The sequence below is a fragment of the Vibrio sp. 10N.286.52.C3 genome (genome assembly GCF_041468865.1).
Classification (GTDB): Bacteria; Pseudomonadota; Gammaproteobacteria; order Enterobacterales; family Vibrionaceae; genus Vibrio; species Vibrio crassostreae_C.
On the sequence record NZ_JBFRJM010000032.1, the window covers coordinates 111,643 to 124,987 of the forward strand.

9 protein-coding genes are annotated in these 13,345 nt (G+C 45.1%); 5 read left to right on the plus strand and 4 right to left on the minus strand.

Annotated features, from left to right (window positions below; all coding sequences use genetic code 11):
- On the plus strand, positions 1–2,154 hold the full coding sequence (locus AB4138_RS14035) for a heparinase II/III family protein (protein ID WP_372138164.1): 2,154 nt from the start codon (positions 1–3) through the stop codon (positions 2,152–2,154).
- A gap of 279 nt (positions 2,155–2,433) precedes the next feature.
- On the opposite strand, the gene phnE (AB4138_RS14040) is transcribed toward AB4138_RS14035, so the two are convergent.
- The 4 genes from phnE (AB4138_RS14040) to phnD all read right to left on the minus strand — a co-directional run bounded on the left by phnE (AB4138_RS14040) (position 2,434) and on the right by phnD (position 6,039).
- The gene (gene phnE, locus AB4138_RS14040) at positions 2,434–3,264 is read right to left on the minus strand and encodes a phosphonate ABC transporter, permease protein PhnE (protein ID WP_372306457.1); all 831 of its coding nucleotides are present in this window, start codon (positions 3,262–3,264) and stop codon (positions 2,434–2,436) included.
- 10 nt (positions 3,265–3,274) lie between these two features.
- Complete coding sequence (gene phnE, locus AB4138_RS14045) at positions 3,275–4,075, minus strand: phosphonate ABC transporter, permease protein PhnE (protein WP_372306475.1); 801 nt, start codon at positions 4,073–4,075, stop codon at positions 3,275–3,277.
- Positions 4,076–4,126: 51 nt separating this feature from the next.
- Positions 4,127–4,939 carry a phosphonate ABC transporter ATP-binding protein gene (phnC, locus tag AB4138_RS14050; RefSeq protein ID WP_372306459.1) on the minus strand — a complete coding sequence of 271 codons (813 nt, stop codon included), beginning with the start codon at positions 4,937–4,939 and terminating at the stop codon, positions 4,127–4,129.
- A gap of 143 nt (positions 4,940–5,082) precedes the next feature.
- Positions 5,083–6,039 carry a phosphate/phosphite/phosphonate ABC transporter substrate-binding protein gene (phnD, locus tag AB4138_RS14055; RefSeq protein WP_048607068.1) on the minus strand — a complete coding sequence of 319 codons (957 nt, stop codon included), beginning with the start codon at positions 6,037–6,039 and terminating at the stop codon, positions 5,083–5,085.
- 265 nt (positions 6,040–6,304) lie between these two features.
- Here phnD and AB4138_RS14060 point away from each other — a divergent pair, with 265 nt between their 5' ends.
- From AB4138_RS14060 to AB4138_RS14075, 4 genes are all read left to right on the plus strand, one after another.
- A complete protein-coding gene (locus AB4138_RS14060) occupies positions 6,305–7,024 on the plus strand; it encodes a FadR/GntR family transcriptional regulator (RefSeq protein WP_017069949.1) in 720 nt (239 codons plus the stop codon).
- A gap of 727 nt (positions 7,025–7,751) precedes the next feature.
- Positions 7,752–9,530: a sodium:solute symporter family transporter gene (locus AB4138_RS14065; RefSeq protein WP_017061477.1), complete on the plus strand. Its 1,779-nt coding sequence runs from the start codon at positions 7,752–7,754 to the stop codon at positions 9,528–9,530.
- Positions 9,531–9,750: 220 nt separating this feature from the next.
- Positions 9,751–11,829 (plus strand): DUF4962 domain-containing protein, encoded by a 2,079-nt coding sequence (locus AB4138_RS14070; RefSeq protein ID WP_017061476.1) that lies wholly within the window; start codon positions 9,751–9,753, stop codon positions 11,827–11,829.
- Between the two features lie 541 nt (positions 11,830–12,370).
- On the plus strand, positions 12,371–13,252 hold the full coding sequence (locus AB4138_RS14075) for an NAD(P)-dependent oxidoreductase (RefSeq protein WP_004733521.1): 882 nt from the start codon (positions 12,371–12,373) through the stop codon (positions 13,250–13,252).
- The last annotated feature ends 93 nt before the right edge of the window (positions 13,253–13,345 follow it).

A 13,345-nucleotide genomic window follows, 5' to 3' on the forward strand; every position in this document is an offset into this window, starting at 1 on the left:
ATGAGCTATCAACCACTTTTACTTAACTTTGATGAAGCAGCAGAGCTTCGTAAAGAACTTGGCAAGGATAGCCTTTTAGGTAACGCACTGACTCGCGACATTAAACAAACTGACGCTTACATGGCGGAAGTTGGCATTGAAGTACCTGGTCACGGTGAAGGCGGCGGTTACGAGCACAACCGTCACAAGCAAAACTACATCCATATGGATCTAGCGGGCCGTTTGTTCCTTATCACTGAGGAAACAAAGTACCGTGATTACATCGTTGATATGCTAACAGCGTACGCGACGGTGTACCCAACACTTGAAAGCAACGTAAGCCGTGACTCTAACCCTCCGGGTAAGCTGTTCCACCAAACGTTGAACGAGAACATGTGGATGCTTTACGCTTCTTGTGCGTACAGCTGTATTTACCACACCATTTCTGAAGAGCAAAAGCGTCTGATCGAAGACGATCTTCTTAAGCAAATGATCGAAATGTTCGTTGTGACTTACGCACACGACTTCGATATCGTACACAACCACGGCTTATGGGCTGTGGCAGCGGTAGGTATCTGTGGTTATGCGATCAACGATCAAGAGTCTGTAGATAAAGCACTTTACGGCCTGAAATTAGACAAAGTAAGCGGCGGTTTCTTAGCACAACTTGACCAACTGTTTTCGCCAGACGGCTACTACATGGAAGGTCCTTACTACCACCGTTTCTCGCTACGTCCAATCTACCTGTTCGCAGAAGCAATTGAACGTCGTCAGCCTGAAGTTGGTATCTATGAATTCAACGACTCAGTGATCAAGACAACGTCGTACTCTGTATTCAAAACAGCATTCCCAGACGGTACATTGCCAGCTCTGAACGATTCATCGAAGACAATCTCTATCAACGATGAAGGCGTTATCATGGCAACGTCTGTGTGTTACCACCGTTACGAGCAGACTGAAACTCTGCTTGGCATGGCTGATCACCAACAAAACGTTTGGGTTCATGCTTCGGGTAAAACACTGTCTGACGCGGTTGATGCAGCAGCCGACATCAAAGCATTTAACTGGGGTAGCCTGTTTGTAACGGACGGCCCTGAAGGCGAAAAAGGTGGTGTAAGCATCCTTCGTCACCGTGATGAGCAAGACGACGACACAATGGCGTTGATCTGGTTTGGTCAGCACGGCTCTGATCACCAGTATCACTCTGCGCTAGACCACGGTCACTACGATGGCTTACACCTAAGCGTATTCAACCGTGGCCACGAAGTACTGCACGATTACGGCTTCGGTCGTTGGGTAAACGTGGAGCCTAAGTTTGGCGGTCGTTACATCCCAGAGAACAAGTCTTACTGTAAGCAGACGGTTGCTCACAACACAGTAACGGTTGATCAGAAAACGCAGAACAACTTCAACACAGCACTGGCTGAGTCTAAGTTTGGTCAGAAGCACTTCTTCGTAGCAGACGACCAGTCTCTACAAGGCATGAGCGGCACCATTTCTGAGTACTACACTGGCGTAGACATGCAACGCAGCGTGATTCTCGCTGAACTTCCTGAGTTCGAAAAACCGCTAGTGATTGATGTGTACCGCATCGAAGCTGACGCTGAGCACCAGTACGACTTACCAGTTCACCACTCTGGCCAGATCATCCGTACTGACTTTGATTACAACATGGAAAAAACGCTTAAGCCGCTAGGTGAAGATAACGGTTACCAACATCTATGGAACGTTGCTTCAGGTAAAGTAAACGAAGAAGGTTCTCTAGTAAGCTGGCTACATGACAGCAGCTACTACAGCCTAGTAACCAGCGCGAATGCGGGCAGCGAAGTGATTTTTGCTCGCACTGGTGCTAACGATCCAGACTTCAACCTTAAGAGTGAGCCTGCGTTCATCTTACGTCAGTCTGGTCAAAACCACGTGTTTGCTTCTGTACTAGAAACGCATGGTTACTTTAACGAGTCTATCGAAGCTTCTGTAGGCGCTCGTGGTCTGGTTAAATCAGTATCTGTTGTGGGCCATAACAGTGTCGGGACTGTTGTTCGCATTCAGACTACTTCTGGTAACACTTACCACTACGGTATTTCAAACCAAGCTGAAGACACGCAGCAAGCAACTCACGCTGTTGAGTTCGCGGGTGAGACATACTCGTGGGAAGGATCATTTGCTCAACTGTAAATGATCAACACACATACCATTTAACGATGGTGTGTACTGATGTGGTGCTTTGCGGGAACGAAGCGTCACATTGAATTCAGTCGTGATTGCAAAATCGTTCGTTGATACCAACAACGACTGAATACATCGGGAATAAGTCAAACCGAGTAACTCATTGCGAGTTGCTCGGTTTTTTTATGTGTGTAAGAAACAGAATAGAACGTTTCAACAAACAAAAAGCCTACTCAGTGAGTAGGCTTTGGTCCTAACTAACCGTCTATTTGACGTTGTTTTTATTATTTAGATAAGGGCTTTTCTTGCTTTGGCTGCCACCCATTCAGAGAAGATGACCGTCACTAGAATCGCACAGAAAATGACAGTCACTTGAGGCCATGCCAGCATTGCCATCGACTCTTGCAGTTTTAAGCCGATACCGCCAGCGCCCACCAAACCTAAGACGGTAGACTCACGAATATTGATATCCCAGCGGAACAAGCTCGTGCCGATGAAACTTGGCATCACTTGCGGAAGAATACCGTAGTTCAATACCTGCAGCGGAGAAGCTCCAGTCGATTGGATTGCAGACATCTGTGTTGCATTCACTTCTTCAATCGCTTCATACATTAACTTCGCCACAAAACCAATTGAACGTAGCGCTATCGCAATGATACCGGCCAACAAGCCTGGGCCGATGATTGCTACCAATAACAATGCCCAAATTAACGAGTTAATTGAACGACTTGCCGCGATGATGAACAGCGCGATAGGTCTGATAAACGTCATGCTTGGCGTTGTATTACGTGCAGCTAAGAACGCGACTGGAAACGCTAGTACTATCCCCAACAGTGTGCCAAGTGTCGCGATGTTAATGGTGTCCCACAACGGACTCCAAAGAGACTCTAAGTAGCTCCATCTTGGTGGCCACATACGTGAAGAGATATCAGTAAATTGGTTGGGTGAGTCAGTCACAAAGTACCAAATCGTATCCTTGTTCATGGCTTGCCATGCGAATACAGTCAAAGCAACAAAGCAAAGCCAGCCTAGCCAAAGCATGAGGCTCTGTTTACTGTCGTAACGCTGCCATTGGGTACGATTGATGGCGCTTGTCGGTGTTTCATTTAGCGTGCTCATTGGTCGTTCCTTACTGCACATGCTTACGGATGATGGTTGATAGGTATTCACACAACATCACAATCACTATAATAATCAATAGAATAGCGGCTGCTGCGCTGTATTCGTAACGGTCCATTGCTGTGTTTAACGTTGCGCCGATACCACCTGCGCCAACAATGCCAATCACGGCTGACTCACGAAAGTTTATGTCGAGTCGGTACATCGAAAGTCCGATGAAGCGCGGCATTACCTGCGCTTGAATCGCGTAATTCACTTGTTGTAACCAACTTGCGCCCGTTGCACGCATTGCGGTCAGTGGTGCTGGGTCAATGGCTTCAATTTCATCGGCAAACAATTTTGCGAGAAAGCCGATGGTCGCGAAGGGGAGCGTGACAAACCCCGCAAACGTACCAAAGCCAAATAGAGCAACACACAGAATCGCTACGATGATTTCTTGTAAGCTACGCGCAACCGAAATAAACGCACGACAGAACAAGTAAACAGGCGTAGGGGCAAGGTTTTTCGCTGCGCCTAACCCGAATGGAATTGAAAGAAGGACACCCGCCACGGTCGATGTGAGGGTCATGGTTAAACTCTCAATCAAACCTTGTGAGATGTTGTTCCAACGGCCACCAAAATCTGGGTTCATGAAAGCCAAAATGAACTGCCAGCCGCGTTCGCTGCCTTCGTAAATTCGAGTCCAGTTGACGTGTACCGACTGAGTCGCAAGGTACAAGTAAACCGCGACAATGATGATTAAGCTCCAGCGTAACCATGGGCTAGAAATCAGTGGCGGCTTTGTCCACTGTGTCGGGGTATTGTTTGGAATTCTGTTTTCCTGACTTTAAATGCTGCTGAACTTGATTTGGATATGGTTGAGTCATATTGTTGCCTCAGACAAGCGAGGACTTGTGATGATGAGGTCATCGGCATCTTCTTCTGCTTGTTGACTCCAGTCTTCTTCACCGTAGATTTGCGTTAAAACATATTCAGTGAGCAGGTTTGGTTTGTCATCAAATACGACACAACCTGCATTTAAGCCGACAACACGGTCAACAAACTGCTTTGCTAATTGAACATCGTGAATATTGATGATGGCAGGGAGCTGTTGCTCTGAACAAATCTCACTGATCAGTCGCATGATTTGGCGCGCTGTACGTGGATCAAGTGCGGCCGTTGGTTCATCAATCAACAGTAATTTCGGTTTCTGAGCAAGTGCACGTGCAATACCAACACGTTGACCACCCGACAGAGCATCGGCCCTTTTATTGGCGTGTTCTAACAATCCAACACGGTCGAGTAGCGCATAAGCGGCTTGGATATCCGATTCAGGGAAACGGCGAGTAAAGCTTTGCCAGAAATTCACGTAACTCAAACGTCCTGAAAGTACGTTTTCCATCACCGTCAAACGCTCAATCAGCGCGTACTCTTGGAAAATCATCCCGATTTCACGGCGTGATTGTCTCAGTTGTCGCTTAGACAGCGTTTCTAGATTGGTATTGGAAAAGATCACTTCGCCGCTGGTGGGTTCGGTGAGCCGATTAATACAACGGATAAGCGTTGATTTACCCGCACCAGATGGACCAATTAAACCAACCACTTCACCGGCATTGACCGACAAGCTAACGTTGGTAAGGGCTTTATCAGAACTGGAGTAGTGCTTGGTAAGCCCTTTAAGGGTAAGAGTAGACATAGAATTCCTATAAGAGCGGTGTACTAAGAGTTCGCCTGAGACAGGCATGGAAAGTAAACCGGAAAGAGTGGTGAATAACTGCAGGCGATTACACCTGCAGTTAGTTTTATCGGTGTGTGATTGGCTTTTTAGTTCGGTTGAACTTAGCTACACGTGTAAGAGACTTTGTTTGCCGTATCGATAGTGCGGATCACTTCCCAGTGCTCTTTGTAAGTAATAGGAACGAACTGCGCTTCGCCGTTACGTTCAAATTCTTCTTGAAGCTTTGTGCCTTCCCAATCGAAAGTGAAGAACGCTTTTTGAATCTTCTCTTGCAGCTCTGGCGTCAGGTTGTGCGCTGTGCCGTAAGCGGTAGTCGGGAAGGTTTGAGATTTGTAGATGCTCTTGATTTGGTCTTCTTTCACAACATCGCGTGAAAGCATGCGGTTCAATACTGAGTTAGCAACTGCTGCAGCATCGTAATCTTTGTGCGCCACACCCAAAATAGAGTTGTCGTGTGCGCCAGAGAATGCTGGTTTGAAATCTCGGTCAGGTTGAAGTTGGTATTCAGCGTCCAAAATCGCAGAAGGTGCTTTGAAGCCAGAGTTAGACGTTTGTGATGTGAACGCTAGGTTCTTATCTTTTAGGTCTTCCACTTTCTCAATGCCAGAACCAGGGTAAGTGATGATTTCCATTTCGTAACCGAAAGAGCCATCTTCTGCAGCCATCATTGTGAATGGGGCAAAGCCTGCACAGTTAACCGCCAGTGGTGTAGAACCTGTGTTGAAACCTGCGATATGTAGGCGACCTGAACGCATTGCTTCAATTTGAGCAGCGTTATTTTGAACAGGGAAGAAACGAACCGTCTTTTCCGTTGTTTTTTCAAGGTGGCTCAAAAACTCGCTCCACACATCAGCGTATACTGCAGGATCTTCAACTGGCGTATAAGCAAAAATTAGCGTGTTTGGGTCAACCCATTGTGATTCATCTTGAGGAACATCAGCAACCAAGTTGCCAGAGCGATCTTCGTATCGTGTATCCATTGCTAATGCAGAACCAGAAAAAATCAGCGCAGCAGTAATAGCGCTCTTAAGCGTGAGATTTGTTTTTGTCGGTTTCATTATGTCAGTCCAATTGAGTGATTTGTTGGAAGGAAGTATAGGAATCGAGGATGACAGAACCGATGCCTTTTGATGACGGATTTATGAATGGTGTAACATAATGTTTCTAGCGGTATGGAGTTAGATGCTTTATAAGTGTTTGATTCATTGAGTAAATTAATAGGGCACGACTCGTTGCTAATTTACTCAATTGGCGCTAGGTTGAAATCCTGTTATAGTGATCCTTAAATAATACATAAACATAACATATAAAATAAGTGAACTTATGGTTAGCACTTTTAATTCAATCTCGGGCTCGAAGCGCAGCCTGCACGTGCAAGTAGCGCGTGAAATCGCTCGTGGAATCTTGTCTGGTGAACTGCCACAAGGTTCTATTATTCCTGGTGAAATGGCGCTGTGTGAACAGTTTGGTATCAGCCGTACGGCACTTCGTGAAGCCGTTAAACTACTGACTTCTAAAGGTCTGTTAGAGTCCCGCCCGAAAATCGGTACTCGTGTAGTGGATCGCGCATACTGGAACTTTCTTGATCCTCAACTGATTGAATGGATGGATGGTCTAACCGACATAGACCAATTCTGTTCTCAGTTTTTGGGCCTTCGCCGTGCGATTGAACCTGAAGCGTGTGCATTAGCTGCAAAATTTGCGACTGCTGAGCAACGTATCGAGCTTTCAGAGATCTTCCAGAAGATGGTAGAAGTGGATGCTGCTGAAGTATTTGACCAAGAAAGTTGGACAAACATCGACATTCGTTTCCACAGCTTGATCTTCAATGCAACAGGTAACGATTTCTACCTGCCATTCGGCAATATTCTGACGACCATGTTCGTTAACTTCATCGTGCACTCTTCTGAAGAGGGCAGCACATGTATCAATGAACACCGTAGAATCTATGAAGCGATTATGGCTGGCGACAGTGAAAAAGCTCGTACAATGTCAGCGGCTCACTTGCAAGATGCTAACCACCGTTTAGCCACTGCAAGCTAAACACGGTTTTCAACTTCATTTGAACCAGTCAAAAAGGTATGCCAAGTGCATGCCTTTTTTGTTTTTAGAAAGCGTGTTGCACCATGTGTGGCACTGTTTTGGTTCACCCCCGCTTAACTCCTTCTTAAGTCAGTTCCTTCTTGTATACGCCTAGCGGTCGTTCTCTTTACCATCAAAATAAAAATAATATTACGCTCGATATTCGTTTTAGACACTCGAGCTCCCCCCAAATAATTATGCGTCATCCATGATTTTTCATTTTTGTATATTTTTAATCCGCCATCGTTTGAACAGGATATGCCGCTTCAATATGGATTAATTTAAGTTGAATTCTAATGAAATTGTCCACTCTCAATAGATAAAAACACTGGTTTATTGTGTGATAAATGAGGGGGATTTAGCTCAGATTTGGCTTTTATTATTTTTGAGAATTTTATATTTATATGTGTTTGGTTGTATTTGTTAATAAGTGTGCAAAGTCTCGCTTTTTTATAAGTCTTTGATTTTAATGGGTGTGATGTTCTTTGGTCTTGGTTTTTTGAGTTTTCATCTCAAACACCAGTAATTTCCTTAATGGATTGGCCATATTCCATCCTATGTCATATATATAATTAACTTAATCAATCAAAATAAGATCGCCATCACTTATTTGGATTATTGTACTACAAATAAAGTTTGAGATTTCCTATAGTCCTCATAACAAAATACAACGGACAAAGGATACACGATGGAACTCAACACGATTATTGTCGGCATTTATTTCCTATTCTTGATTGCGATAGGTTGGATGTTTAGAACATTTACAAGTACCACCAGTGACTACTTCCGCGGGGGCGGTAACATGTTGTGGTGGATGGTTGGTGCAACCGCCTTTATGACCCAGTTTAGTGCATGGACATTCACCGGTGCGGCAGGTAAAGCGTATAACGATGGTTTTGCAGTAGCGGTCATCTTCGTAGCCAACGCATTTGGTTACTTCATGAACTTCGCATATTTTGCTCCAAAGTTCCGTCAACTACGTGTAGTAACGGTAATCGAAGCAATTCGTATGCGTTTCGGTGCGACTAACGAACAAGTGTTCACTTGGTCTTCAATGCCAAACAGTGTTGTTTCTGCCGGTGTATGGTTAAACGCACTAGCAATCATCGCTTCTGGTATCTTCGGTTTCGACATGACAGCAACTATCTGGATTACCGGTTTGGTTGTATTGGCAATGTCTGTAACGGGTGGTTCATGGGCGGTAATTGCATCTGACTTTATGCAGATGGTTATCATCATGGCAGTAACCGTGACATGTGCTGTTGTTGCTGTTGTTCAAGGTGGCGGTGTTGGTGAAATCGTGAATAACTTCCCTGTAGCGGAAGGCGGTTCTTTCCTTTCTGGTAACAACATTAACTACTTAAGCATCTTCAGCATTTGGGCATTCTTCATCTTCGTGAAGCAGTTCTCTATTACTAACAACATGCTTAACTCTTACCGTTACCTAGCGGCTAAAGACTCAAAGAACGCGAAGAAAGCAGCGCTACTAGCGTGTGTGCTAATGCTTTGTGGTGTATTTATCTGGTTCATGCCTTCTTGGTACATTGCAGGTCAAGGTGTCGACCTAGCAGCAGCTTACCCAGAAGCAGGTAAGAAAGCGGGTGACTTTGCCTACCTATACTTCGTACAAGAGTACATGCCAGCAGGTATGGTTGGCCTTCTAGTTGCGGCGATGTTTGCAGCGACAATGTCTTCAATGGATTCTGGTCTAAACCGTAACTCGGGTATCTTTGTTAAGAACTTCTATGAACCAATCGTTCGTAAAGGTACGGCTAGCGAAAAAGAACTAGTAACGGTTTCTAAGATTACTTCTGCCGTGTTTGGTATTGCTATCATCCTTATTGCACAGTTCATCAACTCGCTTAAAGGTTTGAGCCTGTTCGATACCATGATGTATGTAGGCGCACTGATCGGCTTCCCAATGACAATTCCTGCATTCCTTGGCTTCTTTATTAAGAAGACTCCGGACTGGGCTGGTTGGGGTACGCTAGTGGTTGGTGGTTTTGTTTCTTACTACGTGGGTTTCGTTGTTAACGCTGAAATGGTGTCTTCAATCTTCGGTCTAGAAGAGCTAACAAGCCGTGAATGGTCTGATGTTAAGGTTGCTATCGGTCTGATTGCTCACATTACGCTGACAGGTGGTTTCTTCATCCTATCAACTCTGTTCTACAAGCCATTAACTGAGAAGCGTCAAGCAGACGTTGATAAGTTCTTCGGTAACCTGTCTACTCCATTAGTTGCGGAGTCAGCAGAACAGAAAGTACTGGATAACAAACAGCGTGAAATGCTTGGTAAACTGATTGCGGTAGCGGGTGTCGGTATCATGCTAATGGCTCTACTCACTAACCCAATGTGGGGACGTCTAGTCTTCATACTTTGTGGTGTGATTGTTGGTGGTGTTGGTGTGCTATTGGTTAAAGCGGTCGATGACGGCGGCAAGCAAGCGAAAGCAGTAACTGAAAGCTAATACATAGAAAACGATTATAATAGAATGCGACGACTCGAAAGGGCGTCGCATTTTTTTTGCTCTGCGAAACGGAAAAACGGTCAGGTGGAAGATATCTGACCTAAATCACGAAAACTGTACAAAATGGTTCAATCGAACCGAAATAGATTTAATTGTCCTACAATAAGACGTATATTATTGCTAATTCCTTTCAATCAACTTGAAAAATAAGTGAGTTAGAATGAGCGACCAAAAATCTCTTGATGCAATCAGGAAGATGAAGCTGGAGAATGATACTTCAGCAGGTAATCTTGTAGACCTACTCCCTATCGAAGTACAGAAACGTGACTTCGACCTATCATTCCTAGACAACTTGAGCGAAGCACGTCCACGTCTTCTTGTTCAAGCAGATCAGTTAGAAGAATTCAAAGCGAAAGTGAAAGCTGATGAAGCTCACTGCATGTTTGATGATTTCTACAATAACTCGACAGTTAAGTTCCTTGAGACTGCTCCTTTCGAAGAGCCTCAAGCGTACCCAGCTGACACGGTAGGCAAAGCTTCTCTATGGCGTCCTTACTGGCGTCAAATGTACGTTGATTGCCAAATGGCACTAAACGCGACACGTAACCTAGCAATTGCTGGTGTTGTGAAAGAAGACGAAGCGCTAATTGCTAAAGCAAAAGCTTGGACTCTAAAACTGTCTACGTACGATCCAGAAGGCGTGACTTCTCGTGGCTATAACGATGAAGCGGCTTTCCGTGTTATCGCGGCTATGGCTTGGGGTTACGACTGGCTACACGGCTACTTCACAGATGAAGAACGTCAGCAAGTTCAAGATGCTTTGATTGAGCGTCTAGACGAAATCATGCACCACCTGAAAGTGACGGTTGATCTATTGAACAACCCACTGAACAGCCACGGTGTTCGTTCTATCTCTTCTGCTATCATCCCAACGTGTATCGCGCTTTACCACGATCACCCGAAAGCAGGCGAGTACATTGCATACGCACTAGAATACTACGCAGTACACTACCCACCATGGGGCGGTGTAGACGGCGGTTGGGCTGAAGGTCCTGACTACTGGAACACGCAAACTGCATTCCTAGGCGAAGCATTCGACCTATTGAAAGCATACTGTGGCGTAGACATGTTCAACAAAACATTCTACGAAAACACAGGTGATTTCCCGCTTTACTGCATGCCTGTTCACTCTAAGCGCGCGAGCTTCTGTGACCAGTCTTCAATCGGTGATTTCCCAGGTCTAAAACTGGCTTACAACATCAAGCATTACGCAGGTGTTAACCAGAAGCCTGAGTATGTTTGGTACTACAACCAACTGAAAGGCCGTGATACTGAAGCACACACCAAATTCTACAACTTCGGTTGGTGGGACTTCGGTTACGATGATCTTCGCTTTAACTTCCTTTGGGATGCACCTGAAGAGAAAGCACCATCGAATGACCCACTGTTGAAAGTATTCCCAATCACGGGTTGGGCTGCATTCCACAACAAGATGACTGAGCGTGATAACCATATTCACATGGTATTCAAATGTTCTCCGTTTGGCTCAATCAGCCACTCTCACGGTGACCAAAACGCATTCACGTTGCATGCATTCGGTGAAACGCTAGCGTCAATCACTGGCTACTACGGTGGTTTCGGTGTTGATATGCACACTAAATGGCGTCGTCAAACGTTCTCTAAGAACCTTCCACTATTTGGCGGTAAAGGTCAGTACGGCGAGAACAAGAACACGGGCTACGAAAACCACCAAGATCGCTTCTGTATCGAAGCGGGCGGCAACATCTCTGATTTCGACACTGAATCTGATGTGAAGATGGTTGAGGGTGATGCAACGGCATCTTACAAGTACTTCGTTCCTGAAATTGAATCTTACAAGCGTAAGGTCTGGTTTGTTCAAGGTAAAGTATTCGTAATGCAAGACAAGGCAACGCTTTCTGAAGAGAAAGACATGACTTGGCTAATGCACACAACTTTCGCAAACGACGTGGCAGACAAGTCTTTCACTATCCGTGGCGAAGTTGCGCACCTAGACGTAAACTTCATCAACGAGTCTGCTGATAACATCACGTCAGTTAAGAACGTTGAAGGTTTTGGCGAAGTTGACCCATACGAGTTCAAAGATCTTGAAATCCACCGTCACGTTGAAGTGGAATTCAAGCCATCAAAAGAGCACAACATCCTTACGCTTCTTGTTCCTAATAAGAACGAAGGCGAGCAAGTTGAAGTGTCTCACAAGCTTGAAGGCAACACGCTAATGCTAAATGTTGATGGTGAAACGGTTTCAATCGAATTGTAATTCGCTGAAGCAACAGAAGCTAGATACTAAAAACTCCGAGTGAAAGCTCGGAGTTTTTTTGTTTGCACAGAACAGGCAGTAGCCTACGAGGTGGGAAGAGGTTGCGTTGGTTAGTTAGAGGCTAAGTAGCAAGAGTGCCAGGCTTAGTAAGTGGCGACAAAACTTGGTTTAAAACCCGTGTTCAGTAAACCTTACTAAGGCTAGGGCAGTGACTGTCTTCCAATAATTTGTCAACTACTGACAGTGGGCAGCCTTAATCTTGTCTGAAAAAAGGGACGGCAGGTTAATAATCGTTATTGGAGTGGCTTATTCTCATTAATCGTATGACATTTAGAGTGCATTATTTCATCAATAGGTTATTTTTTGATTGGGATATCGCTCTTGTAAGTACAAAGCGTGACCATATTTTCTCGTAAAGTGAATCCCCGTCACAACTTGCGTCTAAGCATTGAAGGATTACCCTAAAACTATTGCGTAACGGAAAAGACGTCGTTATTATAATGACCATATAATCATACAATACTATATTTGGAGTTTGAACATGACTAAACCTGTAATCGGTTTCATTGGCCTAGGTCTTATGGGCGGCAACATGGTTGAAAACCTACAAAAGCGCGGCTACCACGTAAACGTAATGGATCTAAGCGCTGAAGCTGTTGCTCGCGTTACAGATCGCGGCAATGCGACTGCATTCACTTCTGCTAAAGAACTAGCTGCTGCAAGTGACATCGTTCAGTTTTGTCTTACAACTTCAGCTGTTGTTGAAAAAATCGTTTACGGCGAAGACGGCGTTCTAGCTGGCATCAAAGAAGGCGCAGTATTAGTAGACTTCGGTACTTCTATCCCTGCTTCTACTAAGAAAATCGGCGCAGCTCTAGCTGAAAAAGGCGCGGGCATGATCGACGCACCTCTAGGCCGTACTCCTGCACACGCTAAAGATGGTCTTCTGAACATCATGGCTGCTGGCGACATGGAAACTTTCAACAAAGTTAAACCTGTTCTTGAAGAGCAAGGCGAAAACGTATTCCACCTAGGTGCTCTAGGTTCTGGTCACGTTACTAAGCTTGTAAACAACTTCATGGGTATGACGACTGTTGCGACTATGTCTCAAGCTTTCGCTGTTGCTCAACGCGCTGGTGTTGATGGCCAACAACTGTTTGACATCATGTCTGCAGGTCCATCTAACTCACCATTCATGCAATTCTGTAAGTTCTACGCAGTAGACGGCGAAGAGAAGCTAGGTTTCTCTGTTGCTAACGCTAACAAAGATCTTGGTTACTTCCTTGCTCTTTGTGAAGAGCTAGGTACTGAGTCTCTAATTGCTCAAGGTACTGCAACTAGCCTACAAGCTGCTGTTGACGCAGGAATGGGTAACAACGACGTACCAGTAATCTTCGACTACTTCGCTAAACTAGAGAAGTAATCGACGTACGACCTCGCTAGGGTATTGCCTGTCTTTTTAGGCGGCGATACCTCAGCGAGGTTCGTTTTTATCTGCCATACCCAACCCTTTGTT

Excerpts from the sequence above, each read along its gene's own strand:
- AB4138_RS14060 (WP_017069949.1), top strand. The coding sequence starts at position 6,305 with ATGGTTAGCACTTTTAATTCAATCTCGGGCTCGAAGCGCAGCCTGCAC.
- AB4138_RS14075 (WP_004733521.1), top strand. The coding sequence starts at position 12,371 with ATGACTAAACCTGTAATCGGTTTCATTGGCCTAGGTCTTATGGGCGGC.
- AB4138_RS14065 (WP_017061477.1), top strand. The coding sequence starts at position 7,752 with ATGGAACTCAACACGATTATTGTCGGCATTTATTTCCTATTCTTGATT.
- phnE (WP_372306457.1), bottom strand. The coding sequence starts at position 3,264 with ATGAGCACGCTAAATGAAACACCGACAAGCGCCATCAATCGTACCCAA.
- AB4138_RS14070 (WP_017061476.1), top strand. The coding sequence starts at position 9,751 with ATGAGCGACCAAAAATCTCTTGATGCAATCAGGAAGATGAAGCTGGAG.
- phnC (WP_372306459.1), bottom strand. The coding sequence starts at position 4,939 with ATGTCTACTCTTACCCTTAAAGGGCTTACCAAGCACTACTCCAGTTCT.
- AB4138_RS14035 (WP_372138164.1), top strand. The coding sequence starts at position 1 with ATGAGCTATCAACCACTTTTACTTAACTTTGATGAAGCAGCAGAGCTT.
- phnD (WP_048607068.1), bottom strand. The coding sequence starts at position 6,039 with ATGAAACCGACAAAAACAAATCTCACGCTTAAGAGCGCTATTACTGCT.